The following is a 25,784-nucleotide window of genomic DNA, read 5'->3' as shown; positions in this document are numbered from 1 at the left end:
CGCACCCTCGCCACGCCGGCGCCGTCTATGGCCCCGACGCAGCGCGCAACGCCCACGCCGAGCCGTTGAACGCCACCGTCAGTTGTGCCCTGGGCCGAGAAGGGCGGAGCTGATGGTCACGTTCGTCACCCGCTCCCAGTGGGGCGCCCGGGCGCCCAAGAGCGTCAGCAGCAACATCACCCCGGCACAGGGCGGCGTGGTCGTCCATCATGTCGACGCCGTGAAGGTGGCCGAGGCCAACCACGCCGACTGCGCCGGCCAGGTGCGGGGCATCCAGAACTTCCACATGGACTCCAACGGCTGGTCGGACATCGCCTACAGTCACCTCGCCTGCGTCCACGGCTACCTTTTCCAGGGCCGCGGCGAGAACGTCCGTACCGCCGCCCAGGGCACCACACAGGGCAATGACGACTGGTACGCGGTCTGTGCGCTGACCGGCGGCACCAGCAGCAACTACGACACCATCACGGCCGGGCTGATAGACGCCGTCCGCTACGGAATCAACCGTCTGCGGGTGTCGGGCGGTGCCGCGCAGGCCATCACCGGCCACCGCGACCACCACGCGACTGACTGCCCGGGCAACCTGTACTCCCGGGTGCTCAGCGGCGAGGTCAACCCCGGTGGCGGGCCCTTGCCTTACCCCGGGGTGAGTTTCCGCCAGCCACCGACCTTCGTGCACGCCAGCGTGGCGACCTGGCAGTACCGGATGAACAGCGTGCACGGCTACTCCCTCACCGTGGACGGCCAGTACGGGCTGGGCTCCGACTCCGCCTGCCGCAGCTTCCAGTCGAGCAAGGGCCTGAGCGTGGACGGCATCGTCGGGCCGGCCACCTGGGGCGCCACGTTTGCCTAGCCAGGACCAGGTGGGGCCGCCACTTCTGACGACGTACGCCCGTAACCAACGACCTTCACGGGGGACACATCACATGCGTTTGCCTCGCGTGCTCACAACCCTGGCGGCGGTCCTCGGCCTGCTCTTCGGCGCGGTCACCGCGCTGCCCGCCCACGCCGATGACGGCGCGGCGGCACCCGCCCAGTGGCGCAGCTACTGGGCGGACGCCTTCAACCCGGGTATCTACACACCCGCGCAGGTCACGTCCCTGGTCAAGGACGCGTTGGACGTCAACGCCAACGCTCTGATCGTCCAGACCGCCCGGCGTTACGACTGCTTCTGCAACAACGCCCTGTACCCGCGCACCGACGCCGCGATTTCCCCGGCGCCCTACGATCCTCTGGAGGAGATAGTCCGGCAGGGGCACGCGGCCGGACTGCAGGTGCACGCCTGGGTGAATGTCAACACCATGTGGAACAGCACTACCCCGCCCCGCTCCCCCGACCATGTCTTCAACCAGCACGGCCCGGGCGTCACCGGCGCCGACCGCTGGCTCAACAAGAAGGCCAACGGGCAGGAACTGGTGGGTGCCAACGCCTATGTCGACCCCGGCCATCCGGCGGCCGTCGACTACATCGTCCGCAGCATCCAGAGCATTGTCCGCAACTACGACGTGGACGGCATCAACCTCGACTACGTCCGCTACCCGGACGGCAGCTCCACCACCACCCACAGCGACTGGGGTTACAACGACGTGTCCGTCGCCCGCTTCCAACAGGCGACGGGCCGCACGGACATACCCCTCCCGTCCGACGCATCCTGGAGTGACTGGCGGCGCAGCCAGGTCACCAATCTGGTGCGCAAGATCTATCTCGGTATCTGGGAGGTCGACCCGCGGGCCCGCTTGTCGATGGACGCCATCACCTACGGGCACGGGCCGCAGGCGGTCGGCGGCTGGCAGGCCACACGTACCTACGCCGAGGTCCTGCAGGACTGGGCGGGGTGGCTGAACGAGGGGATCATGGACACCGCGGTGACCATGAACTACAAGCGCAACTGGAATCCGGACCAGGCGCTGATGTTCTCCGAGTGGTCCGAGTTCCTGGCCGACCACCAGGGCGAGCGGCAGGCGGTCAACGGACCCGCGCTGTACTTGAACGGTGTCGCGGACTCGCTCAGCCAGGTCAGGGAGGCGCTGCGGCCCACCGCGGCAGGCAATACCGCGGCCGGCTGGAGCGGCTACGCGTACGCCAGTCCCAGCGTGGATGTGGCGGCCAACGGCCTGGCGGTCGAGCGGGCCAAGCTGGTGCAGGCGCTGACGCAGGGCAAGGGCGCGCCGTTCAAGGACGAGGCGGCGGTGCCCGGCATGCCGTGGAAGGCGGCGCCCCAGGACGGGCATGTGGCGGGCCGGCTCGCGCTCGGGGGCGGCGGCCCGCTGGACCAGGTGCCGGTGACGCTCGACCCGCTCACCACCGGCGGTGAGAAGACCACCCGGCTCAGCGACGGCTCGGGCTGGTTCGGCTTCGCCCATGTGGAACCGGGCGTGTATCTGCTCACCCTGGACCTGCCGGAGGGTGTGATCGGCTCTCGGGCGACCGTGGTGAGGGTGTCGAAGGGCGATATCGCGAAAGCGGCGTTCCCGTTCCTCGAAGTGCCGTAACGAAGTATCGATGATGACGCGGGACCGGTCCGGGGCCGGGAGGAGGAAGTCCATGCGCTGTCGGTGCGGCGTGCCGGACTGCTGGTCGCTCCTGTGGGTGTACGGGTCGTGGTGGAGGTAGACCTGGGGATCAAAGTGGGCAGCTCGAAGCCGTCAGGCTCGGCCTAGGTGTTCTGTCCACAGAGGTTGGTGACAGTGATCACGGCTGGGTGATCTTGATCGAGTGAGGGCCTTCCGGGTTCGGTGTGGATTACGACATCTCCACCGGACGATCAGAAGGCCCTCATCCCCCACCGTAATGCGCCCCTGACCGAGACCGGCCGTTTGCGTCCGGCCCGCTGCGTGGTCGAGGACGGCTGCCCCTGCGCCGTGCTGCCGAACGCTTCCAGGTCTCGCCCACCACGGCTCAGCGGTGGGCGAGCCGTTACCGCGAACGGGGCGGGGCCGGGATGGCCGACCGCTCCTCCCGCCCGCACCACAGCCCGCGCCGAACGCCGACCCGTACCGAGCGGGCGGATCATCAAGGTCCGCGTCCTGCGCCGCTGGGGACCCGCCCGCATCGCCTGCCTGCTCGGGCTGAACCCGGCCACCGTGCACCGCGTCCTGACCCGCTGCAAGCCGGCCCGGCTGTCCCACCTGGACCGCGCCACCGGCCGTAACATCCGGCGCTACGAACACGCCGCCCCGGCGACCTCGTACACGTCGACATCAAGAAACTCGGCAACATCCCCGACGGCGGCGGCCACAAGGTCCTCGGCCGGCAGGCGGGCCGCAAGAACCGCGCGAAGGCCTCGTCCTGGGCGGTACGCAGCGGCTTGGCCGCCGGGCGGTGGCCGTCGCCGACCATCACACTGCGGAAGAAGTACCGCCACCCGGCACCCGGGGAGACCTTCGCTTTGCTGAGCATCCGGTCATGGAACACCGCCCGCGCTCGACTCGCTCCCGGCCGGTGCCGGCCGGTGCCGGCCGGGTCGCGCACCAGCCGGCCACGGACGACGGCGCCGGTGGAGATCGTGAACTCCCGCCCCTCACGGGCATGTAGGAACCCTTGCGCACTCGCCTCGGCGAAGATCGCGGCAATCTCCTCAGCGATGGCGTTCACCGGCTCACCCGCCGATCGGCCCGGCCGGTGTGCAGGAACTGCGCCCGCCCGCTCCCGTCGTCACCGACGAACGCGTGCACCATGTGCATGCCGTGCTGCGGCTCCGCCGGGATCAGCTTGTCGCCGTCGTACGCGACCAGTTCGATCCTTTCCGACGGACCGCCGTCGAGCTCGGCGAACACCCCCTTCGGGTTCCGCTGGACCCACAGCCGGCCGTCGGCGTCCTCACTGACCACGGTGTCGCTGACGGACGACGCGTACTCGCCCACGAACCTCGCCGTGTCGACACGTGGGGCGTGGAGGTCCGGCACCGGGAGTGCCGGCATTTCTATTCCGGCCAGCTCGCGAAGCACGCGCCCGACGAGCTCGGCGTAGAGCGGGAGCGGGTTGCCGCCGTTGGTCAGCAGTGCCACCGCGATGTCGTGGTCGGGAACCACCCGCAGGAAGGCGGACTGGCCGAGCGTGCCGCCGTCGTGGCCGATCACCGCGCCGCCGGGCCAGTCGAAGAGCGACCAGCCAAGTCCCCAGGCGTCGCCCATCAGACCGAGATCCAGCAACACCTCGCGGTGCCGCATGGCGAGCGCGCTCTCCGGCGTGAGCACCGCCCTCCCGTCGGGCCCCCTGCCCCCGTCAAGATGCATCCGCGCGAACGTCAGCAGGTCCCGCGGTCGCATCGCCAGCATCGATCCGGCGGGCGAGTTCGACCGGGGCAGTGCCCAGGCCTGCGCGGGCTGCGGCTCGGCGCCCCGCTCCGGCGAGAGGTGCCCCGACGCGGCACGGAACCTGACAGCCTCGTACGGGCTGGGGGCGACGTGGGTCAGCCCCAGTGGCGTGAACAGGTGGTCGCGCAGGCAGTCGTCGTAGGACTTGTCACGCAGCACCTCGACGATGCGACCGAGCACACAGAAGGCGGCGTTGTTGTACGAGAACATCTCGCCCGGCGCGAACAACTGGGGCACGTCAGCAAGGAGGGTGACGAGCTTGTGCACCGCGTCGTCGCCGCGTCCGGTGTCGAGGAAGATGTCGCCCTCGAAACCGGAGGTGTGGCACATCAGTTGGCGGGCGGTGATCTTCGCGGAGGCTGTCTCGTCGCCGACGGCGAATTCGGGCAGGTACGCCCGGACCGGGGCGTCGATGTCGAGCGCGCCCTCGTCGACGAGCTGCATCGCCAGCGTGGTCGTCCAGACCTTGGTGATCGAACCGATCTGGAAGACGGAGTCCGCTGTGGCCTCGACGCCGGTGTCCTTGTTCAGTACCCCGGCCGCACGGTCGATCATCTCGCCGTGTGCGTATACGGCGATCGATGCGGCCGGCACCTTGTACTCGGCCAGCAACTCGGGAAGGCGGCTTTCCAACCAGCCACGGATTTCATTGAGTTCGGACATGTGCACCTCTTGTCTCTGCGAGGGAGAACGGGGGATTCCGGGAGGGTATGATCTGCGCGCTCATGGTCGATTCGTGAGAAACGACGAGAACCGGCGAAACCTTCATCGGGGCCGGCGAAACACGCGGCCGCCGGTACGGGTTACCGCCGAAGCCAGTCCACCGCCTGGGCGGCGGCGAACCCGATGAAGGCGTCACGCTCGGGAACTCTCGATCGGGCGTCGACGGCTCTGGTGAAGACGCCGACCGCGTACCGGCCGCCGTCCGGGTACTCCACCACGCCGATCTCGTTGCGCAGCGAGGGCAGCGTTCCGGTCTTGCCGCTGATCCTGACGTCGTCGTCCGCGAAGCCGGAGCGCAGCCGGTGCGGCCACAGCTGCAGTTCCAGCCATCGCCGGACGTCGGCGCACGCCGCCGCGGGCGCTGCTTCGTCACGCCAGATCAGGCCCAGCAACCGGGTGCTCTCCGCGGCGGTGGTCCGGCAGGTCTCTTCGGGTGTCAACGCACGTAGCTTGGCGAGTTGTTCGGCCGGCAACGCGGCCAGGATCCGTTCGTCGTCCTGGTAGTCGATCCCGAGGTCCTCGCCGATCGTGCGCAACAGTTCCCCACAGTCGTGGGGGACGGCCGTGTGCGGGAGGTCGAGCCGCCGCAGCGTCCTGGCGACCGCGGCCTTTCCCACCTTCCCGAGGATCAGGTCTGTGGCGACGTTGTCGCTGATGCCGATCATCAGGACGGCCAGGTCGTACCAGGACATCGTGACGTCGTGGCGGAACGTCGCAAGGCCGTACGGGCTGGCGGTCGGATGTCCCGGTGCCACCGCGATCCGCTCGGCGAGGTCGAGTTCACCGTCGGCCGCCTGCCGGGCAAGTTCCACTGCCACGGGAACCTTGAACACGGAGGCGGTGACCACCGGCTCCTCGGCGTCGATGCCCACCTGTCGCGGGCCGTCCAGATCGGCCGCGTGCAGCCAGACCCGGACGCCGACTTCCGCCGCTCGGGCGGTGATTGTCGCGACCAGTTCCGATTCCGTAACCATGGGGGATCCCTTCTGTCTGTCCGGTGTGGACTTTCTGCCCGGACCGGATCTGTTTGCTGGATGCGCCGACCGACTACTTGGCGCCGGTCGACGGGAAGTTGAACTGTTCGGCGCGCTGCGGGACCCAGAACGCGATCACCGCGGTGAGCAGCGTGGTGCCGATCAGGAAGCCGAACGCCGCGGTGTAGGAGAACGCGTCCGCCAGCCAGCCCATCGCCAGCGGCGCGATGACGCCGGCGACCTGGCCGCCGAAGTTCGTCATCCCGGAACCGAGTCCGGCCACCGCCGTGGGAAGCACCCGCAGCGGAAGGCCGAAGACGCACATCGTCGCCATCCCGAACACTCCGACGGCCAACGTCTCGTAGACCGTGAATGTCACCGCGCTGCCCGCCGACACCATCAGGGCGAGCAGGACGGAGGTCACCGTCGCGATGGACGCCAGGTACCACCTGGCCTTGTCGTGGAAGTACCGGTCGAACAGCCAGCCGCCGAAGATGGTCGTCGCGAAGCCCACCAGACTCGGGATCGCCGACAGCACGCCGGTCTCGTTCAGCGACAGGTGTCTGGCCTCGAGCAGATAGCTGGGCACCCAGGTGACCAGGCCGTAGTTGAGCATGTTCATCACGCAGAACAGCACCGCGAACTTCCACACGGCCGGGGACTTCAGCACTTGCGCACGCGAGACTTCGGGCGTCGTCACCGCCGTTTGCGGGAGCCGGCTGAGCCGGTCCGGCAATGCCTTGGGCAGGAGCGCCCACAGCCCGATGCCGATGGCCGCGCCACAACCCGCCATCCAGAAGAAGGTGTGCCTCCAGCCGATGGCTGTCAGCAGTGGGGCGACGAGCAGGGGTGCAAGGCCGGCGATCCCACTGGCGGACAACATCACGCTGGTGGCGGTTCCCCGTCTCTCCGGTGTCGTCCGTTCCGCGATGGCTTTGAACGACGCCGCCGGGAAGGCGCCCTGACAAGCACCGAACAGGCCGCGGAACAGCAGGAGCAGACCGAAGGTGCCGGCCATCCCGGTCAGAGCGGTGAACAGCGACCACAGCAGGAGCGTGATCAGCATCGGTTTACGGGAGCCATACCGATCGGCCAGGTAGCCAGCCGGTATCTGGCAGATCATGTAGACCAGCGCGAATACGGTGACCAACGAGCCCTGCGCGGTCTTACCGAGATGGAACTCCTCTCCGATCGACGGCAGAGCCATGCTGATGGAGAACCGGTCGATGTAGTCGATCGACCAGGCGCACAGCATGACCACCATCGTGATCGTTGCTGTCCGGTTGACCCGCTCAGGTGTCCAGGTGTCCTCGGTGACCACCGCGGTCATGGTTGCCTCCGTACCGCTGCGTCGGGGTTGATGGCCCATCCTGGACATCAGGTGACGCAGCGGGTTCGTGGAGTTCCACAAACCTTCAGGTGGTGTTCGGGCGGTGCGGACGAATGTTGACTCGTTGCGGTGTCCGGCTGCTACTCAGGTGCCGGGCGGGTGGAGCCGGAGTTGCAGCATCGCCGCGAACCGCTCTCCAGGGTCGTCGAGGTTGAGCTCACCGACCTCTGCGACCCGTCGCAGTCGGTACCGGAAGGTGTTGGGGTGCACGTACGCCGCGGCGGACGCGGCGGCCACGTCGCCGAAGGCGTCCAGCCAGCACCTCAGCGTGTGGACGAGTTGCGACTGGTGCCGGGCGTCGTAGTCGAGCAGGCGGGCGACGGGCCCGGTCGCCATGTCCCCGCGCGCGGCGGCCAGATCGGCGAGGTCCAGCATGAGCGCGTCGACGTGGACGTCCTCCGCCGTGGCCACCCGCCGGGCGCCCCTGTTGGCGAGCAGCACCCGCAGCGCCCGGTCCGCGCCGTCGCGCGAGCGGCTGAGTCCGGAGCCGTCGAGTGCGGGCGGGCCGATGCCGATCGCCGCGTCCACGCGCTGCCCGGTGCGCTCCAGGAAGGTCGACGCGACGCGGATCGACCGCTCCTTGCAGTCCGCCTGGCTCCCCGGCATCGGCACGATGCCGTAGGCCACGTCGCCCACCAGTGCCACGGCCGAGCGCGCCTGGACCGCACTCAGGTGCATGGCCAGCGCGTCCGCGACCCGCTGGCGGTCCGCGACCCGGCGCAGACCGTCCTCCGTCGACGTATCGGCATCCGAACCACCGAACAGACCCAGTGCCAGCACGATCGCGGGCTGCCCCACCAGCCCGAGCCGCGCAATCGCCTGCGCCGCCCCCGTGCCGCCTTCGAGCGCGGTGCTCACCAGGTCGGCGCGCAGGCGGCGTTCGACATCTGCGCCCGCACGCAGACGCAACATGTGGAGCGCGACGAGCTTGCCGGCGTCGATCAGCGCCTGCGTCCGCTCTTTGGACAAGGGCCCGGGCACCGCCGCCCAGATCGAGCCGAGGATCTCGTCGCCGGCCCGCACCGCCAGCGCCACCCGGGGAACGGTCATCGTCTCGTCGTGGAGCGGATCGACGTACACGGGCGCATGGCCGCGATGGAGACGCTCGAAGACGCCGTTGCGCGCCAGGCCGAGCGTGAACCGTTCCGGTACCTGGCGGCCCAGGATCGTCTCCACTCGGGACTGGTCGGCCTCGTCCTGGCGGCCGGAGAAGGCGAGCACCCGTGAGCTGCGGTCCTCGATGGTGACCGGCGCGTCCAGCAGCGCGGCCACGGCGTTGGCCAGCGCGAACAGGTCGCCCGACGGCATGCCGCCCAGCGTCTGCGGTGAGATGTCGCCGATGTCTCCCTCGACGAGCAGGGTGCGGAGCATGGCGGCGACCTGCGCCCACGAGGCGCCTCGGGTGAGTCCGAGCAGTGCGACGCCAAACTCGTCGGCGGCCCGCCGGATTTCCACGGTCGCGGTGAAGGGTGACCGGACGACGAGCGCCGCAGCGCCCTTGCGGCCGAGTTCGTACAGAAGGCGGACCACGTCGTCCGGTTCGTGGACGCCCACCCCCAGGACGACGGCCCGGGCGGGGAACTGCGCCTCGTCGAGCGGGTCGTGGATGACTACGCCGCTCAGCTGCCGGCACGTGCTCCCGCCGTCGGCGATCGACTCCAGCAACACGTCCCCGAGGTCTTCGAGAACGCGCGCCAGGCTTGTGTGTGGCCTGCCAGACGTCGGTGTCAGCACCGCCCAAAGGTAACTCCGGCCGCACCGGAACCTATTGGTCCGATCCGACCGGATCTCACGGCGCGTTCGTCGCGTGCTACGAACCGAGCCACACCGTCGAGGTGGTGACCTCAGCCAGCAGGTCGGGAATCGGGGTGACACCGAGGCCCGGCCCCTGGGGCACGGGCAGGTGTCCGTCCTTCAGGACGAACGGTTCCGTGATGTCGGTCCGGTAGAACCGGTCCGACGCCGAGGTGTCGCCGGGCAGGGTGAACCCGGGCAGCGAGGCGAGCGCGACGTTGGCCGCCCGCCCGAGCCCGGTCTCGATCATGCCACCGCACCACACGGGGATCCCGTGGGCGGCGCAGACGTCGTGCACCCGCCGTGCCTCGAGGTAGCCACCGACCCGGCCGGGCTTGATGTTCACGATGCGACAGGCGCCCAGCGTGATCGCGTCGGCAGCGGAACGGGCGGACACGATCGACTCGTCGAGGCAGATCGGTGTGCGGATGCGACGGGCCAGCTCGGCATGGCCCAGAAGGTCCTCCTCATCCAGGGGCTGCTCGATGAGGAGAAGCTCGAAGGGGTCCAGACGGGCGAGCTGGGACACGTCGGACAGCGTGTACGCCGTGTTGGCGTCGACCTGCAGCAGCACATCGTCGCCGAAGCGCTCCCTCACTGCTCGCACCGGCTCGACGTCCCAACCCGGTTCGATCTTCAGCTTGATCCGCACGTAGCCGGCGTCGAGATAGCCGCCCACGACGTCCAGGAGTTGTGGGACGGAGTCCATGATGCCCACCGAAACCCCGCAGGGCACGGAGTCCCGAGTGGACCCGAGCGCGGTGGCGAAGGACAGGTCGTGTGCTCGGAGTTCAGCGTCGAGCACGGCCATTTCGAGTGCGGCCTTCGCCATCCGGTGACCCTTGAACCTGGCCAGGCGGGGCGCGACTCGGCTCGCGGTGACCCCGCCCTCCATCAGGGCCGGGACCAGGAAGCTCCGCAGCACGTGCTCGGCCCCGTCGACGTACTCCGAGGAGTAGAGCGGCTCTCCCATCGTGACGCACTCGCCCCAACCCTCGCCGTTCGGTGTCACGACTCGTATGAGCAGCAGTTCCCGTACGTTCTGCGTACCGAACGACGTCCGGAACGGTGCCACCAAAGGCATCCGGACACGCAGAAGTTCCACACCACTTGGCTTCATGACGACTTCTCCCTTGAGACCACGTACCAGCCGGCACGATCGAATCCGATGACCCTGGCTTCCTCCGCCATCAGGCCTCCCAACACCTCCCGCAGCGCGACGCGCCACGCCTGGCCCTGATCCGGGTCCGTGCGCCGGAGTGTCTCGATGTCGGGCGGCACGGCGACCAGCACGACCGGCCCGTCGGCCGCTGCGGTCAGCGGCCCCCCGTCAGGTGCGACCGACAGGGCAGGGGCCGCACCGCGCTCTCGCAGCGCGGCGGCGTCGACTCGGACAGCCTCACCGAGCGAAGCGGCGGACGCCGCCGGGCCGGAAAGCTCCCACCGGACCATCAGCCGGTCGGTGTCACCGGCGCCGTTGATGCCGTCGCGCATCGGCCCGTAGAAGTCGGGCAGGTAGCGCGTCGGGCCGGCGCCGAGTTTGGCCAGGTTGAAATACGCGTTGCGCCGCACCAGTGGATCGAACGTCCAGGTGACCAGCGAGACGTCCTGGCGCAACGCCCAGGCGCGCTGGTGCAGTTTGAGGGCGAATCCGATCCCGCGCCCGAGCCCTCGCGGCGCCACGCCGGCGATGTGGCTGTGCAGGCTCGCCTTGGCCGGGCTGCCGAAGAAGCCGAGGCAGGCTCCCAGCAACTCCTCCCCTTCGTACGCGCCCGCGACATAGTTCCCCGCCGCGGCCATCGCCCGCAGCAGCTCTGTCGTCACCGGCCCTGCACCGGCGCCCGGCTGCCAAATCGATGCGAAGAGCCGGCAGACATCGGCCAGGTCGGACACCTCGGTCAGGTCCCGGATTTCCACACGTGAGGCGGCGGCGGCAGCGGTCGTGGCGGCCAGCGCTGCTGCGCTCACGGCCGGGGAAACCAGACCTGACTCATATGTCGCAAGATCTGTCACGGGACTTTCCTTTCCGGGCTTACCGGGCGGATCACCGTGGTGCCGCACCAGGGTTGTCCGCCGCGTTCGTCGTAGCGCACGGAGTTCACTTCGCCAGCACGGCGTCGATCAGGGCGGTGAGCAGGGCGGTGCGTCGTGGCAGTTCGGCGATGACGACGTGTTCGTCGTCCGCGTGCGCACCGCCGCCCACGCCGCCGAGGCCGTCGAGGGTGGGGATCCCGAGGCCGGCGGTGAAGTTCCCGTCCGAGGCGCCACCGACAGCGGCGGCGGAGAGCGCTCCGAGGCCGAGTTCGGCAGCGATCGTTGCAGCGAGATCGAACAGCCCCGACGACGCGTCCGCCTGCAGCGGCGGGCGGTTGATGCCACCCGAGATCCGGATCCGCGAGCCCTCGAGTACGGGGCGGAGGTCCCGCACGGCCCGGTCGACCCGCCACTGCTCCGCCTCGTCCCACACACGTACGTCGACCGCCACGCTGGCGCCCGCGGGAACGGTGTTGGTCGTGGTGCCGGCGGAGAGGGCCGTCGGCACGACGGTCGTGCCCCGCTCGGCGTCGGCCAGTGCCGCGACTGCGAGGACCTGGTGCGCCGCCTCCACCCCGGCGTTCACCCCCTTCTCCGGTTCGAGCCCGGCGTGCGCGGCCCGGCCGTCCACTTCGATCCGGTACAGGGAGGCGCCTTTGCGGCGGCACTTCAGTGCTCCGCCGCCTGCCGACGCCTCCAACACGAACACCGCGTCGCAGCCGCGAGCCTCTTCCTCGATCAGCCGCCGCGACGACGGCGAGCCGATCTCCTCGTCACCGGTGACCAGGATCGAAAGACCCGACCGGTTCCCGGCGGCAGCGGCGGCGTGCAGCGCCATCACGACGCCCGCCTTCATGTCGAAGCAGCCCGGCCCGCGCAGCACTCCGTCCCGGACGGAATACGGGTGTGTCTCCAGCGATCCGGTGGGCCACACCGTGTCGTGGTGTCCGAGCAGCAGCACACGCGGCGCCTCGCCGAACCGCCACCTCAGGTGCGTGCACCCGTCGATCACCACGCGATCCGGTTCCGTGTCCAGCAGCCTGCGCCCCAGTGCCGCCACGACGTCTGCGCTGCGGGCGACGGCTTCGTGATCGGACGACGGCGACTCGCATCGCACCAGGGTCTCGATGTCCGCGAGGAGGGCCTCCACCGCCACCTCGGCGCGCGTCGCCGTCATCGTGGCTCACCTCGCAGCGGCTGTCCGGGAAGCGCGTCGGCCTGCAGCTCCCCCGCACTGACCACCGGGACACCACCGACAAACAAGTGCCGCACGCCCACAGACGGCCGCGTGGGGTCGAAGTAGGTCGCGCAATCGGTGATCGCCACGGGGTCGAGTACGACGATGTCGGCGTCCGCGCCGACCCCGAGGTGTCCCTTCGCCCGAGCCCCCGGCGCCACCTCGTCGAGGACCCGCGCCGGCAGGTGGGCACACCGGCGGAACGCCTCCGGCCAGTCCCAGGCGCCGCTCTCCCGCACCATCACGCGCAGCGTCCTGGTGAACGTTCCCGCGGTGCGCGGGTGCGTCGTTCCCCCGGGCGGCAGTGGCCACTCGGTGCTGTCGTTGTTGCCGTCGGGCCAGAAGACGGGCATCGCGTCGCTGGCGACAATCGCGTCCGGGAAGGCCAGCGCCCGGTGCAGCATCGCGAGCTCGCGCGGGTTGCCCTCGTCGAGGAACTCCAGAATGCAGGGCGCCCCGGGGTCGCTGTTCCGCAACTGCCGCAGGCGCCCCTCGTCGGCGATGCGCTCCCCCGATTCGAGCATCACGACGCTCGACGGGGACAGGCCCTTCATCCGCAGGCGTTCGGCGTCGAGGAAGGCCGCTCCGATCGCCGTGCTGCCGGCCCCGTACGGGTAGGCCTCGACCGTCACCCGAGATCCCGACCGCCGTGAACCGTCCAATGCGCCGAGTACCCGGTCGATGTGGTGGCCCGAAGTGCTGTTGACGTGGCAGTGGTGCATCGCTGCGCCGGTCTCGGCCGCGGCGACGACGATCTCCTCGGAGCCGTCTGCGGGAGTTCCGGGATCCACCTCGACCAGCTCGCGGACGTGGGTGTACGTCGGCACGCCGGCCTTCGCGGCAAGCCGGGCGACAGCAAGGAACTCGGCAGGCTCACTGTGGGGCGCGTACCCGAGGAGGACTCCGATGCCGAGCGCTCCGGCGCTCAGCTCCCCCTCGATCAGGGCCAGCCACTCGGCGAGTTCACGATCGGTGGAGGAGCGCTGCCATGCGCGGTTTCCCAGCACCGCGAGGCCGCTCCCGATCTGTGCGTCGGGCTGGATGCCGGCGAGCACCTGGGCCCGGGCACCGCCCCACGAGGCGGAAAAACCGTAGTGCAGCGGGCGTCCGGCCGCGGCGGCCTCGGCGTACGCACGCCCGATGGGCATGAGGCCCGCTTCCAGGTCGAGGGCCGTCGTCACGCCGTCCATGGCCTGCAGCCGCTGCCCCGCGATGGAGTGCACGTGGCTGTGCAGGTCGACGAACCCCGGACCGACGACCAAACCCGTGACATCGACGACCGCGCATCCTGGTGGCGCGTCGAGCCCTGCGGCGACGGCGCTGACCACGCCGTCGGACACGAGGACGTCGGCGATGCCGTCGAACCCGGTTCCCGGATCAATGACACGGCCGCCACGCAAAAGTGTCTGCATGCCTTCGTCTCCTCGTCGAGGACGCACTGGAGCACCTGCTGGTCTCCAGTGCGACCCTAGGAGGGAGATCAGGCACCGCTGTTGGTTCAGGTCGACGAATCCGTGACGGCCTGTTCATGCACCCCGACGAACCCGGCACGACGTACCGCTTCTTCTCCCGGCTGGACATGCTGGGACGACCCCGGTAGGCGTGCCGTGCGGGCGACCGCTCGGCCGTGATTGCCGTCGGTGGCGGTCACCAGGGTGGCCGGGCCCCATGCACTCGCGCTCGCGGTGCGCTCGGCAAGGCTGTGATGGACCGCCCAGGAGGTACCAGCGCCTTGAACGCGGGCAGCCCCAGACGCTACGGCTCAACCTCTTGCGGTATGCCCATACCACGTCAACGAGCCACATCACCGTAAGCAACACTCTCTGCGAGCCCTTGGCGGCTTCCCTGTACGACGGGCCCCGCGCACAGACCACGCTGGAACGCTGGCACCAGGTCCACGGCCTGCTCGACCAGGCCCAACACGTCCACGGCGATCCCGCGCTTGCGGCCCGGTACTCGTTTCGCGGCGTCCTTGCCGGTCGTCGCCGCGGGCACGTTCACCGCGGCGTGGACACTCTGGGTGTCCAGGACCACCAGGGACCGGTCCTCCAATCGACCAGCCCGCTCCCGAACCGAGCAGCGCAACAACTCGTTGATGGTCTGATCCGTGCCGTCGTCCCGCCACTTCGCGAAGTAGTGGTACGTCGCCCCGCGGGGCGGCAGATCGTGCGGCAGGTAGTCCCACTGACAGCCGGTCCGGCCCTGATAGAGGATCGCGTTCACAAGCGGTCATCATGCCGCCCCCACCGACGTAGCTGTCACTGGGACGACCTGGGCGGACGGGGATTCCGGCAGGCGCAGGGTCGTTGAACCGCACTGGTTACTGCCGAGGAACCTCAGATGTTCCGCAAAGATCTCCAAGATCCATTGCTGATGAGGCCGACTGTTGCCAAAGTGCCAGCAATCACCCTCGCCCGAGGCCCTCGGAGGCTCGATGATCGCCCGCCGTGCCCTGGTGTCTGCCGTGTCAGCGACAGCCCTCGCTCTCCCTCTGCTCCTCCCCACCGCAGCCGCCGGCTCATCCCCGGCAGGCGCTGCCGCAGCACCCTCCGGCTCACGTCTCCAGCCGCCGCCCAAACAGGCCGTCGCCACCGGCAGCGGGGGCGCAGTCTCCAGTGTGAACCCATACGCCTCGCAGGCCGGCATCGAGGTGCTGCGGCGCGGCGGCAACGCGGTCGATGCGGCGGTGGCGACCGCGGCCGCGCTCGGAGTGGTCGAGCCGTACTCGGCAGGCATAGGAGGCGGCGGCTACTTCGTGTACTACGACGCCGCCAAGAAGAAGGTGCACACCATCGACGGCCGAGAGACGGCCCCGGCCCGGATGCGCTCCGACTCCTTCATCGACCCGTCCACGGGCAAAGCCATACCGTTCCAGGAAGCGGTCAACTCCGGCCTGTCCGTGGGGGTTCCGGGCACCCCGGCGACCTGGCAGAAGGCCCTGGACGACTGGGGCACCGTCTCGCTCGGGCGCGCACTGCGCCCGGCCACCCGGATCGCCGACGACGGCTTCGTGGTCAACGACGAATTCCGCGCCCAGACGGCGATGAACGAAGCCCGCTTCCGGGACATCACCTCGACCTCCGATCTGTTCCTGCCGAACGGTGAACTCCCCGTGGTCGGCAGCCGTTTCCGCAACCCCGACCTGGCCCGTACGTACCGGGAACTGTCCCGCGAGGGCACAGATGCGCTCTACCACGGCGACATCGGGCGTGATGTGGTGCGCACCGCGCAGAACCCGCCGGTGGCCGCGGGCTCCGACCGTACGTTCCGGCCCGGACTCATGGAGCGGCGCGACCTCGCGAACTACGCGGTGGTGCGCCGGGACCCGACCCGCACCACGTACCACGGGCTGGACGTCTACTCCATGGCGCCGTCCTCCTCCGGCGGCACCACCGTCGGCGAAGCGCTCAACATCCTGGAGAACTTCCCTCTGTCGTCCGCCGACCGGGTCCAGGCGCTGCACCACTACCTGGAAGCCAGCCGGATCGCCTTCGCCGACCGCAACCGCTGGGTGGGCGACCCCGCCTTCTCGGACGTGCCCACGAAGGCACTGCTGTCCAAGGAGTTCGCGAAGGACCGGGCCTGCCTGATCCGGCCCGACGCGACGCTGACCAGCCCGCTGGCCCCGGCGGACCCGCGCGGCGCGACAACCGGCTGTGTCCGGGGGAAGGGCACTCAGGAGCCTTACGAGGGGCCCTCGACGACCCATCTGGTGACCGCCGACCGTTGGGGCAACGTGGTCTCGTACACCCTGACGATCGAGCAGACCGGAGGCTCGGCCATCACCGTGCCCGGACGTGGCTTCCTGCTCAACAATGAGCTCACCGACTTCGACTTCACCCCGCTCACCCCCGGGGTGCCCGACCCGAATCTGCCCGCGCCGGGCAAGCGCCCGCGCAGCAGCATGTCGCCGACGATCGTGCTGCGGGAGGGAAAGCCGTTGATCGCGGTCGGTTCGCCGGGGGGCGCGACCATCATCACCACGGTGCTCCAGACTCTCGTCAACCGTCTCGACCTGGGCATGTCGCTGCCCGATGCGGTCGCCGCTCCGCGGATCTCGCAGCGGAACCGGACCACGACCGACGCCGAACCCGCCTTCCTCGACTCACCCGAGCGCGCTGCGCTCGAAGGCCTCGGCCAGCACTTCGTCCTGGCCCCACAGACCTTCACCCCCTCCCCGGAGATCGGAGCGGTGGCCGCACTGGAGTTCCAGCGCGACGGGAATGTCACGGCGGTCGCCGAACCCAAGCGGCGAGGTGGCGGCTCGGCCATGGTGGTGGACGAGAGCCGTTGACACGGCGGACGTTGCATCACTCGGGCCCCGCGCAACGCCCCGGTGCTTACGACGACACCGCAGACTCCATCACCAGTCTCTTCGGCCCCACGCCGGAACGGTCGGCCTGACGGCTCACAATCGCAACGCGTCTTTGCCTCGCGATGAGCGCTGTAGTTGGCGAAATCTGTCAACTACAGCGCTCAGTGTGCGACACGAAGTCGCTCCACGTATGTAACCCCCGGTGTGCTGCTGCGCCGCGACACCTCCAAGGACGCCGAGTTACTCGTGCTCCGCCATGAGAGGGCGGTGCTACGGTGCCAGATCGCCGGCCCGGTCCCCTACGAGCCCGCAGATCGGTTCTGGCTGGCTGCACTCTCCAGCCTGATACCCCGCCGGCACGAGGTCTTCCCGGTCACGCCCGGGACCCTGCTGGCCTGACATCGCAGGTTCATCGCCGCGAAGTGGGACTACAGCGCCCGGCGTGCCCGCACCGGACGGCCACCGACCAAGGCAGCACTCAAGAAGCTGATCCTGCAGCTTGCCCGGGAGAACGCGCAATGGGGGCATAGGCGGATCCAGGGCGAGCCGACCCGACCCGGTCACCCCATCGCAACCTCCACAGTATGGGAAATCCTCCACGCGGCGGGCATCGACCCGGCCCCGCGCCGCGCCGGCCCGACGTGGAGGGAGTTCCTCACCCACCAGGCCGAAGGCATCGCCGTCGACTTCCTCCACCTCGAAACCGCCCTCGGTCACGGGCCCTACGCGCCGGCGTTCCTCGAACACAGCACCCGACGCCTGCACATCGCCGCCATCACCGCCATCACCGCCCACCCCACCCGCGACTGGGCTGTGCAGCAAGCCCGAAACCTGGCCACCGATCTCGGCACACGCATGGAGTCCCTGCGCTTCCTGCTGCGAGACCGCGACGGCAGGTACGGGCAATCCTTCGACGCTGTCTTCGACGCCGAAGAGATCAAGATCCTCAAGAGTGCCCCGCGAGCGCCTCGGGTGAACGCCCACTGCGAGCGGGTGATCGGCACCATCCGACGCGAGGCCCTTGGCCCTCGACCATGTCCTCATCTTGAACGAGGCCCACACCCGGCACCTCCTGGCCGCCTACCAGCGTCACTACAACGAACACCGCCCCCATCGGGCCCGCAACCAACTACCACCCGGCGCCGACCAGCAACCCACGACCGTGCACAGGCCCGAAAACCGCCGACTCCTGCGCACCCGCATCCTCGGCAGCGTCATCAACGAGTACCGCTACGCGGCTTGACCTGCAGCGACGCCTCTCCGAGCCCCACAGTCGTACGTGCTGTCGGTCGCACCAGCGTCTGTTCAGCGGCCAGACCTCGGGTGTCCTGCGGGCGCAGAACTGCGGTTTGACCTGCGCAAACGAGAACTTCCGCTTTCCGCCGCTCTTGATCGCCGCATGAGCTCCGGCCCGCTCCGGGACCCCCGGGATGGAGCCACCGAAAGATGGTTTAAGCTTCAATCAATGCGGGATGGCGTGGCCCGGAACACCAATTCTGGACGCGCCGAGGAGCAATCCGGAGACTGCGGCCAAACAGGCTGCCGTCGACATGGCTCCGCACCCGACCGCACAGTTCGAAGGAGTTTTCGCATGTCAACACGTAGCCCGAAGTCGCGGACGCTGAGGTCCGCAGTCGTGGGCGTGCCGATGGCGGCGACCGTCGTCGCCGCGGCGTTCGCAGGGACCGCCGGGACAGCCTCCGCCGCTGACCCGAAGCCGGCCACGAACTGGACTTCCGCGGGCCAGGACTCCCACAACACCCGCAACGCCGCGTCCGAGCACATCCTGAACGCGAAGAATGTCAAGAACCTGAAGGCGCGTTGGACCTTCACGGCCGGCGGTGACATCTCCGCCACGCCGACCGTGGTGGACGGCGTCGCGTACGTGCCGGACTGGAGCGGCAAGCTCAACGCTGTGAACACCGACACGGGCAAGGCCGTCTGGTCCAAGCCGGTGAGCACGTACAGCGGGATCCAGGGCGACGTCTCCCGGACCAGCCCCGCCTACGAGGGCGGCAAGCTGGTCTTCGGCGAGGGCGTTCCGGCCATGAAGACCACTGCCGGCGCCTACCTCCTGGGCGCCGACGCCAAGACCGGCGCCCCGCTGTGGAAGACGCAGATCGACGACAACCCGGCAGCGGTTGTCACCGGCTCGCCGGTGATTGCCGACGGCGTGGCGTACGTGGGCGTGTCGTCCAAGTCCGAGGGGATGCCCGGCGAGCCGACCTTCCGCGGCAGTGTCGTCGCAGTGAGCGTCGACACCGGCGAGATCCTGTGGAAGACCCACACGGTGCCGCAGGGGTACACCGGTGGCTCGGTGTGGGGCAGCCACCCCGCGGTGGACCTCGAGCGCGGCCTGGTGTACGCGGCCACCGGCAACAACTACTCGGTGCCGGAAGGCGTCTGCGAGACCCCGGACGCGACCGGATGCACCCCCGCCTCCCCCGACAACCACCAGGACTCGATCGTCGCGTTCGACCTGGATGACGGCAAGGTCGCTTGGGCCCGCCACACCCTCGAGGGCGACCAGTGGACGATCGAGAAGCCGAGCGGCCCGGACTACGACTTCGGGTCGGGCCCGAACCTCTACACGACCACGGTGGACGGCAAGCGCACCGACCTGCTCGGTGTGGGCCAGAAGAGCGGCGTCTACTGGGCGCTCGACCCGGCCACGGGCAAGGTCGTCTGGCAGACGCAGGCGGGCCCCGGCGGCCTCGGGGGCGGCATCCAGTGGGGCTCCGCGACCGACGGCAAGCGCATCTACACCGCGGTCACCAACTACGACAACGTCCCCACCACCATCACCTCGGCGACGGGTGAGAAGTCGACCACCACGGGAGGCTTCTGGGCCGCGCTCGACGCCGCCACCGGCAAGATCCTGTGGCAGACGGCCGACCCGCAGGGTCACAAGGCCCATGGCTTCGTGACCAGCGCCAACGGCGTCGTCTACGGGGGCTCCATGGCTCCCAAGGGCAACAACATGTACGCCCTCGACGCCGCCACCGGCAAGGTGAAGTGGGGCTTCGCCAGTGGTGGTTCGGTCGTCGGCGGTGCCGCGGTGGTCAATGGCTCGGTCTACTGGGGCTCCGGCTACACCTCGGCGATGTGGCCTGACAAGGGCACGAACAACAAGCTGTACGCCTTCTCCGTCGGCAAGGGCAGCAAGAACTAAGCGTCTCTAATCAGCTAAGCGATCCCATGTCAGACGTGGTGTCTGCGGTGCCGCGCTGGCGAAGCCGCACGCCGAACATCTACGGCGGCCACCCCGAGTCAGGAGCGGGCCTTGCGGGCTGGAACACCCAGGGCCAGACGACCTGGGCCCCTTCGGGACGGCTGCCCGCCCGGTCGAGTCGTCATGCGCTGCGGCCAAGGCCGCGACGGTTCCCTCTGGCTCCGCGCAGGCAACACCTGGCTGCGCATAGGAGCTTGAACACCCCGGCAACAGTTGCGATGGCCGTCACAGAGCACAGTCCCGAAGCGCAGGCGGGCACCACGCCCCGACGGCGCCATCAGACACTCACACACCCAACAACGTGACAACGTCATTCAGTTTGTTGATCAGGTGCTCGGCGGTGTTCATCTGCGACATCGTGTGCTTTGGTCTTGCCGTTGACCCGGTGGGGCCTGGTTTTCAGGTCGAGGGATCTCGGGGACCATCACCAGCCTGAGGAGCGTGGGGCTGGAGCACGTGAATGCGACGCCCGGTCATGCGCGTGGGGGTGATGGTCAGCCACACATCCTGCCGGTCGCCCGCCCACGGCGTGGTGTAGGCGAGTTCGTCCAGCCTGTGCGCGGCTTCGGGATCCGTGACGGCTGCTGCCGTACCGACCATGAGGACGCTCCACCCTTGACTCAGAGCTTCATCAATGTGATCCACTTCGAAGGCGACCGGGAGGTCCGCGGCGGTGGCGGGCACAGTGTTGTGGGCGCTGCGATACGCGACCCGGTCACCATCCATGACGTAGTTGACCGGCAGGATGGCCGGCCCGTTGTCCGTCGTCACACCGATCCGGCCCACTCCGTGGGTGGACAAGAGTCGGCGGCACTCCTGGGGGCTGAGTTCGAGCAACTCGGTGCGATAGCCAGCGCGGCCAATAGCCGGAGGAAGCTCCGTCGTGCTGCCGATCAGCTCGGCCACAGTGGTTTCCAGCGCCTGGGCCAGCCGCAGCAGAAACCCTATGCCGGGTGTGGCCTGCCGCTCTTCGACGTACTGGATGTATCCGGGTGCCGAACCGGCCCGCTCGGCCACTGCCTGCCGGCTGAGTCCGAGCTGCTCGCGGCGCGTCAGCACCCGTCGGCCCAGGTCTCCCGACGCCCTGTCCGGCATGCTGTCCGATGAATGGCTTACTCCGTGCGCCATGCTGCCCACATCCTTCGTGGGATCCCCGGTCCGTCGTCGGGCCCGCCGCTGTTCCGCGTGCTCTTCGTCCACTCCATCGTGTGCCGCTGGGGTTGCATGGCGCTTGGGCCGACCGGCCCGGTCTCGCGCCCGCTCAGCCCATGCCGCGAGGCGTGCGGGGTGTGCAGGATGGTGGCACGCGCTCCTGCCCGCACGTTTCGCTGCGCGATGCACTGCGGGCGGGGTCCGTTGTCGCAGCGGAATGAGGCCGGACCATGGCTGGAGAAACGCACCCCGGAGAAGGACAGGAAGACGACGCGCCCAGCGCGCGCGGGCTGCCGATCCGAGTCCCGGATCGCATCCAGCGCTGGGGCAGGGTGCTCTTGGTCGTGGTTTTCCTGATGGCGGCACCCCTGGTATCGGCTGCCACGGGCCGTGCGGTGCACGACGCCGAGACACATCGTGTCAACACACTTCCCCATATGAGGAAGGTGGAGGCGCGGCTGATTTCCGACGCGGGTGTCCCCGCTACAGCTGTCATGGCACAGACAACGGTGCGTGCCCCCGTCCGGTGGACACAGCCGGACGGTACCGAGCGCACGGCAGTGGTCAGTGTCTGGGCGGGCAGCTCGGCCGGCACGACCGTACCGATCTGGACCACTGCTCAAGGCGTGGTCACCACCAGGGCACCCACAACGCGTGGTGAGGCCGTTGCATCTGCATGGCTGGCGGCAGCAGGGACCTTCGCAGTGGCGACGGGACTATTCGTCGCCGTGTGGAAAGGCTTCGCGAAGCTGGTGGACAGCCTCAGGTACATGGGATGGGAGAAGGAGTGGGACGAGGTGGAGGCCGAACTGTCCCAGCAATTCCGGGACCGGTAGCAAGTCGGTGCTCCCTTCGCCTCGGGCGCAGAACATTCAGGAGAGACCACGGACAGCAGTCGATCAAGCGTGACCATGACGGGACCGGTCGTGGTCGGCACCGACGGATCCCACCGCGCGATGCGGACCGTGCGGTGGGAAGCACCCCTGAGGACCGAAGGTGCGATCAGCGGGTGTCCGGGACCACGGCCACTGGACAGGGTGCATAGTGCAGCACCGCGTGGTTCACCGCACCAAGGTGCAGCCCATGGTGTCCGTCGGAACGGCGTGCGCCGACGACCAGCAGTTCCGCGCCGGTGGCCGCTTCGATCAGTATCTGGTGTACAGGCCCCTGTTCCACGGAACGGTGGACAGCGGCCTCGGAGCTGGTCCGGTCGAGTACCGCCAGGACGTCTTCGAGGTGGTCCTCAGCCCGCTGGCGGTGTGCGGAAGCCGGGGAGCCCGAGAGGAGCGGATGGTCCGCAGCCTCGTGGGCGGGGCAGCGCCAGGCCCGTACGGCGATCAGTTCGCCGTGGCGCGACACCGCCTGGTCGAGTGCGAAACGGGCGGCTGCTGTCGGTCTTTCGGCATCACCGATCCCGACGACAACGCGACCCTGCTTCGGGGGAGCACCCGGTGTGGTCGCCGGGATCACGACGACCGGGCAGTGTGACCGGCCCGCGAGGGCGAGGCTGACGGATCCGAGGAGCATCCCGGCGATCCGGCCCCGGCCACGGGAGCCCAGGACGACAAGGGCCGCCTCATGGCTCTCGCGCACAAGTGCTTTCACCGGGTCTTCGGGCCGTACATCGGCGACCACGTCTACCTCTGCGTGGAGGCGCTGTGCACGTTCCTGAGCGGAGGCGACGAGGTGCTCGGCGAGGATCTGCTCGGCCGGGCGCTCGGTGTCGAAAGTGGGCAGCCTGCCTTCGTAGCGTTCCCACAGAGAGGCGTGGACGACGCGCAGGGGGTGCTGTGAGCGTGCCGCTTCCGCCGCTGCCCAGTCCAGGGCGCGAAGACTGCCCTCTGATCCGTCTACTCCAACAACTATGGGGAACTGCATCGCTCCCACCGCCTTTCCGCCGCGTTCCTGCTGGGGTTTGATCGTTTCTACGGTTCGATCGTCAGCACTTGCTCGACAGGGCGGCGAGGCGTGCGCGGCCCCGTGGGCCCGTATCCCAGGCGGATGATCATTTGTGGGTGTCCCGTGCCGAGGACCGGGTCGCGCAGGATCCATCGCAGGTCCGGCCATTCGAGGGGCTGTGTGGCGAACGAGGTGGACACCGAGTGGAGTGTGGCAGTGAGCAGCACGCGTTCCAGGGCCTGACCGGCGCGCAGCCAGTCCTGCGGGTGGTCGCCCGGGGTGCTCAGCAGGGCAAGCTGCGGCCGGTTCTCGAACAGGACGCGGGCCCGGCCGGCGAGGACGGCGCTGCCCGCGAAGTCGCGGACGGTCGCTCTTTCGGACGCGTCGCGGGGGCCGAGGGCGTAGTCCGGAATTCCGTCCATGGGCGACTCGGTCTTCGTGTCGCGGACCCAGTGCCGCTGCTCGGCTTCGCGTGCCGGATCCCTGCGGTCGTACCCCTCGGCGTCCCGGATCAGTTCGAGCACCGTCTCCAGATGAGTCGCGGTCAGAAACGCGAAGTCCGTGCTCTCGGTACGGGCCGCTTCGGCGAGGCGTGCGCGGATGTCCTTCGGGATCGCCTGTTCGTCGAAGGGGTACCGGCTGGTGTGCCGGTCACGGATCGCGGGGTGGAGAGCGGCGAGCGCTTCGTCTGCAGGCCCACCGTGGGCATCGGGGCGAATGCTCAGGCGTACGGCGGCCAGCAGGGCCGGGTCCGATGGGGCAGGCAGTAGCCTGGTAACCGCGTCCAGGCCGTGGTGGGCGGCGGACACGCGCAGATTCAGCAGGGCCGCGCCGCAGCCTACGTGCAGTGCGCGGGTGGAGGGGTCTTCCTCCGGCATCGCGCGTTCGAAGTCCGCCAGAAGAACGAGGGTGCGACTACGGCGTCCGTAGCGGAACTGCCAGGGCTGGGCGTTGTGCATGGACGGTGCGGCGATGGCATCGGTGACGAGGTCGGCCAGCGTGGCGTCGTCGAGCGCTTCGGTGAGCATCGCGGGTCTCCCGGGGAGTCGGGAAGGTTCGATGTCTTCAGCATGGAGTCGGCCGTTGCCCGGTACGTATGGGCCGTTCGTCCCTTGAGCCGGACCGGATGGGTTCCTCAGCGGGGGCACGTCCGTTGCCGGGCTCAGTCGGATGCTTCTCCTTCGAGCCGGCAGTCCACGCCGACCACACCTTCCACGGACTGAGCGAGACGGGCGGCGACGGGAATGAGGGTGACGTCGCGGACACGACCGGTGAGGGTGGCCACGCCCCAGGTGACACTGGCCTTCACGGACGAGGCGGGGAAAAGCCGGTTGACGACCTCGCGGCGTATTTCGGCAGCGAGGTCGTCGTCGGAGCGCAGGAAGACCTTGAGGAGATCGGCGCGGCTGACGATGCCCTTGAGGCTGCCGTCGGCGTCGACGACCGGGAGGCGCTTGATGCGCTGGTCGGCCATGAGCCGGGCGGCCTGCGGGAGGGGCACGTCGGGCTTCACCGTGATGGCGGGACTCGTCATCAGTTCCTCGGCGCGGACCGCTCCGGCCTTGGCGGTGTCGCCCGGGCGGTACATCTGCTCAATCAAGCCGATCCTGTGCGCGTGGAATTCCTCCTTGGGGAGCAGATCGGCTTCGGAGACGACGCCGACGACATGGCCCTTGCTTTCGATGACGGGCACGGCGGCGACCTTCCACTGCTTCATGGCGGCAGCGATCTCTTTGAATTCCGTGTCAGGCGTGACGGTGACGACGTTCTTCGTCATGACGTCGTTGACGGTGTACCGGGCTGAGGTCATGGCAGGTTCCTCGGTGAGGGCTCGCTCGGGTTCGTGACGGCGGATGCCGTACGTCGGCTCCATCAGCAGCACGTCAGCGCCGGTGAACGGCTCTGGCGGCAGCAGCAGCGGGTGGCCGGGGCGGCCTAGGTCTCCGCTGGTGGCGAGGGTGTGGCCGTCCTCAAGGGTCAGTTGGGCCCAGGCAGAGCCGAGGATGTGTCCACCGTGGAGCGGCGTGAGCCGTGTGCCGGCCATGGTCTCGACGTGGTTGCCGACCGGGACGGCATCGAAGAATTTCACGGTGGTGTCGACATCGGTTTCGTCATGGAGCGGTCTGGCGGGCCGGTGCGTGGACCAGCCGTGTTCGTTGGCGTGCCGGGCCGTCTCCATCTGGAGGCGCGCGCTGTCACGGAGCACGATCTCGGCGAGCCGGGCGGTGTGGGCACTGGTCAGGATCGGTCCCCGGAAGCCGTGCCGGACCAGGCGGGGCAGGTAGCCACAGTGGTCCAGGTGGGCATGGGTGATGACCACGGCGTGGATGGACGAGGCGTCGTACGGCAGCTTCGCCCGGTTGCGGCGGCGCAGGTCCGTGAAGCCCTGGAAGAGGCCGCATTCGAGGAGGACCCGGGCGTGGTCGCTCTCGATGAGGAACGTGCTGCCGGTGACGGTCCGGACGTCGCCGGGGAAGCGCAGCAGCGCAGGTCTCGACGCGGCCGTGGCCGGACCGAAGTCCGTCACGGACATGGCCGTCCCTTCTCCGATGGGTGGCAATCGTCTTCACCATCGCACTCCCGGCGCCGGAGGCGCGATGGGCCCGCCCGGTCCCGGCAGGGACCGACTGGCCCCATGCGCGACGGGCCGATGCGGGGTCAGCCTGAGGAAGAGCCTCACCGGAGGAGACACAGGAAGAGGACGACGTTGTGAAGGCA

19 protein-coding genes and 2 pseudogenes are annotated in these 25,784 nt (G+C 69.1%); 8 read left to right on the top strand and 13 right to left on the bottom strand.

The features are described 5' to 3' along the window. Positions 1-112: 112 nt before the first annotated feature. The 3 genes and pseudogenes from AB0I23_RS32745 to AB0I23_RS32735 form a co-directional block, all read left to right on the top strand. Positions 113-853 (top strand): peptidoglycan recognition protein family protein, encoded by a 741-nt coding sequence (locus AB0I23_RS32745; RefSeq protein ID WP_359114782.1) that lies wholly within the window; start codon positions 113-115, stop codon positions 851-853. Between the two features lie 73 nt (positions 854-926). Further along, positions 927-2,492, top strand: coding sequence for a glycoside hydrolase family 10 protein (locus tag AB0I23_RS32740; protein ID WP_359114781.1), 1,566 nt, complete (start codon positions 927-929; stop codon positions 2,490-2,492). 285 nt (positions 2,493-2,777) lie between these two features. Next, positions 2,778-3,280 (top strand): annotated as a pseudogene (locus AB0I23_RS32735) (helix-turn-helix domain-containing protein); the annotation flags it as partial. 310 nt (positions 3,281-3,590) lie between these two features. Here AB0I23_RS32735 and AB0I23_RS32730 read toward each other — a convergent pair. The 9 genes and pseudogenes from AB0I23_RS32730 to AB0I23_RS32690 all read right to left on the bottom strand — a co-directional run. Next, complete coding sequence (locus AB0I23_RS32730) at positions 3,591-4,979, bottom strand: serine hydrolase domain-containing protein (protein WP_359114779.1); 1,389 nt, start codon at positions 4,977-4,979, stop codon at positions 3,591-3,593. A gap of 140 nt (positions 4,980-5,119) precedes the next feature. Beyond that, positions 5,120-6,013 (bottom strand): serine hydrolase, encoded by an 894-nt coding sequence (locus tag AB0I23_RS32725; RefSeq protein ID WP_359114777.1) that lies wholly within the window; start codon positions 6,011-6,013, stop codon positions 5,120-5,122. A gap of 73 nt (positions 6,014-6,086) precedes the next feature. Continuing rightward, complete coding sequence (locus AB0I23_RS32720; protein ID WP_359114776.1) at positions 6,087-7,343, bottom strand: MFS transporter; 1,257 nt, start codon at positions 7,341-7,343, stop codon at positions 6,087-6,089. A 144-nt stretch (positions 7,344-7,487) separates the two neighbouring features. After that, on the bottom strand, positions 7,488-9,137 hold the full coding sequence (locus AB0I23_RS32715; RefSeq protein ID WP_359114774.1) for a PucR family transcriptional regulator: 1,650 nt from the start codon (positions 9,135-9,137) through the stop codon (positions 7,488-7,490). Between the two features lie 76 nt (positions 9,138-9,213). Continuing rightward, positions 9,214-10,317, bottom strand: coding sequence for an o-succinylbenzoate synthase (menC, locus tag AB0I23_RS32710; RefSeq protein ID WP_359114772.1), 1,104 nt, complete (start codon positions 10,315-10,317; stop codon positions 9,214-9,216). Beyond that, entirely contained in the window at positions 10,314-11,210 is an 897-nt protein-coding gene (locus tag AB0I23_RS32705; protein ID WP_359114770.1) for a GNAT family N-acetyltransferase, read from the bottom strand. Before AB0I23_RS32705 ends, menC begins: the two co-directional genes overlap by 4 nt. A gap of 85 nt (positions 11,211-11,295) precedes the next feature. Continuing rightward, complete coding sequence (locus AB0I23_RS32700; RefSeq protein ID WP_359114769.1) at positions 11,296-12,408, bottom strand: M20 family metallopeptidase; 1,113 nt, start codon at positions 12,406-12,408, stop codon at positions 11,296-11,298. Next, entirely contained in the window at positions 12,405-13,880 is a 1,476-nt protein-coding gene (locus AB0I23_RS32695) for an amidohydrolase family protein (protein WP_359114767.1), read from the bottom strand. Before AB0I23_RS32695 ends, AB0I23_RS32700 begins: the two co-directional genes overlap by 4 nt. A 496-nt stretch (positions 13,881-14,376) precedes the next feature. Continuing rightward, positions 14,377-14,694 (bottom strand): annotated as a pseudogene (locus AB0I23_RS32690) (transposase); the annotation flags it as partial. A gap of 208 nt (positions 14,695-14,902) precedes the next feature. On the opposite strand from AB0I23_RS32690, the gene ggt reads away from it, so the two are divergent. The 4 genes from ggt to AB0I23_RS32670 all read left to right on the top strand — a co-directional run bounded on the left by ggt (position 14,903) and on the right by AB0I23_RS32670 (position 19,955). Then, complete coding sequence (ggt, locus tag AB0I23_RS32685; RefSeq protein WP_359114765.1) at positions 14,903-16,762, top strand: gamma-glutamyltransferase; 1,860 nt, start codon at positions 14,903-14,905, stop codon at positions 16,760-16,762. A gap of 156 nt (positions 16,763-16,918) precedes the next feature. Continuing rightward, positions 16,919-17,182 carry a hypothetical protein gene (locus AB0I23_RS32680; RefSeq protein ID WP_359114763.1) on the top strand — a complete coding sequence of 88 codons (264 nt, stop codon included), beginning with the start codon at positions 16,919-16,921 and terminating at the stop codon, positions 17,180-17,182. Between the two features lie 646 nt (positions 17,183-17,828). Further along, positions 17,829-18,026, top strand: a complete 198-nt coding sequence (locus AB0I23_RS32675; protein WP_359114762.1) for a hypothetical protein — start codon at positions 17,829-17,831, stop codon at positions 18,024-18,026. A 348-nt stretch (positions 18,027-18,374) separates the two neighbouring features. Then, positions 18,375-19,955, top strand: a complete 1,581-nt coding sequence (locus AB0I23_RS32670; RefSeq protein WP_359114761.1) for an outer membrane protein assembly factor BamB family protein — start codon at positions 18,375-18,377, stop codon at positions 19,953-19,955. 459 nt (positions 19,956-20,414) lie between these two features. On the opposite strand, the gene AB0I23_RS32665 is transcribed toward AB0I23_RS32670, so the two are convergent. Beyond that, entirely contained in the window at positions 20,415-21,110 is a 696-nt protein-coding gene (locus tag AB0I23_RS32665; protein ID WP_359114808.1) for a helix-turn-helix domain-containing protein, read from the bottom strand. A gap of 287 nt (positions 21,111-21,397) precedes the next feature. Here AB0I23_RS32665 and AB0I23_RS41810 point away from each other — a divergent pair, with 287 nt between their 5' ends. Beyond that, positions 21,398-22,003 (top strand): Rv1733c family protein, encoded by a 606-nt coding sequence (locus AB0I23_RS41810; RefSeq protein ID WP_436847037.1) that lies wholly within the window; start codon positions 21,398-21,400, stop codon positions 22,001-22,003. Between the two features lie 166 nt (positions 22,004-22,169). On the opposite strand, the gene AB0I23_RS32655 is transcribed toward AB0I23_RS41810, so the two are convergent. The 3 genes from AB0I23_RS32655 to AB0I23_RS32645 all read right to left on the bottom strand — a co-directional run bounded on the left by AB0I23_RS32655 (position 22,170) and on the right by AB0I23_RS32645 (position 25,599). Further along, positions 22,170-23,045 (bottom strand): universal stress protein, encoded by an 876-nt coding sequence (locus tag AB0I23_RS32655; RefSeq protein ID WP_359114759.1) that lies wholly within the window; start codon positions 23,043-23,045, stop codon positions 22,170-22,172. A 47-nt stretch (positions 23,046-23,092) separates the two neighbouring features. Further along, on the bottom strand, positions 23,093-24,094 hold the full coding sequence (locus tag AB0I23_RS32650) for an Acg family FMN-binding oxidoreductase (protein WP_359114757.1): 1,002 nt from the start codon (positions 24,092-24,094) through the stop codon (positions 23,093-23,095). Between the two features lie 134 nt (positions 24,095-24,228). Next, positions 24,229-25,599 (bottom strand): CBS domain-containing protein, encoded by a 1,371-nt coding sequence (locus AB0I23_RS32645; protein WP_359114755.1) that lies wholly within the window; start codon positions 25,597-25,599, stop codon positions 24,229-24,231. Positions 25,600-25,784 lie beyond the last annotated feature (185 nt).

This window comes from Streptomyces atratus, from assembly GCF_040655115.1.
GTDB lineage: Bacteria > Actinomycetota > Actinomycetes > Streptomycetales > Streptomycetaceae > Streptomyces > Streptomyces atratus_D.
This window is presented reverse-complemented; position numbering and strand designations above follow the sequence as displayed.

Excerpts from the sequence above, each read along its gene's own strand:
- AB0I23_RS32745 (WP_359114782.1), top strand. The coding sequence starts at position 113 with ATGGTCACGTTCGTCACCCGCTCCCAGTGGGGCGCCCGGGCGCCCAAG.
- AB0I23_RS32740 (WP_359114781.1), top strand. The coding sequence starts at position 927 with ATGCGTTTGCCTCGCGTGCTCACAACCCTGGCGGCGGTCCTCGGCCTG.
- AB0I23_RS32730 (WP_359114779.1), bottom strand. The coding sequence starts at position 4,979 with ATGTCCGAACTCAATGAAATCCGTGGCTGGTTGGAAAGCCGCCTTCCC.
- AB0I23_RS32725 (WP_359114777.1), bottom strand. The coding sequence starts at position 6,013 with ATGGTTACGGAATCGGAACTGGTCGCGACAATCACCGCCCGAGCGGCG.
- AB0I23_RS32720 (WP_359114776.1), bottom strand. The coding sequence starts at position 7,343 with ATGACCGCGGTGGTCACCGAGGACACCTGGACACCTGAGCGGGTCAAC.
- menC (WP_359114772.1), bottom strand. The coding sequence starts at position 10,317 with ATGAAGCCAAGTGGTGTGGAACTTCTGCGTGTCCGGATGCCTTTGGTG.
- AB0I23_RS32700 (WP_359114769.1), bottom strand. The coding sequence starts at position 12,408 with ATGACGGCGACGCGCGCCGAGGTGGCGGTGGAGGCCCTCCTCGCGGAC.
- AB0I23_RS32695 (WP_359114767.1), bottom strand. The coding sequence starts at position 13,880 with ATGCAGACACTTTTGCGTGGCGGCCGTGTCATTGATCCGGGAACCGGG.
- ggt (WP_359114765.1), top strand. The coding sequence starts at position 14,903 with ATGATCGCCCGCCGTGCCCTGGTGTCTGCCGTGTCAGCGACAGCCCTC.
- AB0I23_RS32670 (WP_359114761.1), top strand. The coding sequence starts at position 18,375 with ATGTCAACACGTAGCCCGAAGTCGCGGACGCTGAGGTCCGCAGTCGTG.
- AB0I23_RS32665 (WP_359114808.1), bottom strand. The coding sequence starts at position 21,110 with ATGCCGGACAGGGCGTCGGGAGACCTGGGCCGACGGGTGCTGACGCGC.
- AB0I23_RS41810 (WP_436847037.1), top strand. The coding sequence starts at position 21,398 with ATGGCTGGAGAAACGCACCCCGGAGAAGGACAGGAAGACGACGCGCCC.
- AB0I23_RS32655 (WP_359114759.1), bottom strand. The coding sequence starts at position 23,045 with ATGCAGTTCCCCATAGTTGTTGGAGTAGACGGATCAGAGGGCAGTCTT.
- AB0I23_RS32650 (WP_359114757.1), bottom strand. The coding sequence starts at position 24,094 with ATGCTCACCGAAGCGCTCGACGACGCCACGCTGGCCGACCTCGTCACC.
- AB0I23_RS32645 (WP_359114755.1), bottom strand. The coding sequence starts at position 25,599 with ATGTCCGTGACGGACTTCGGTCCGGCCACGGCCGCGTCGAGACCTGCG.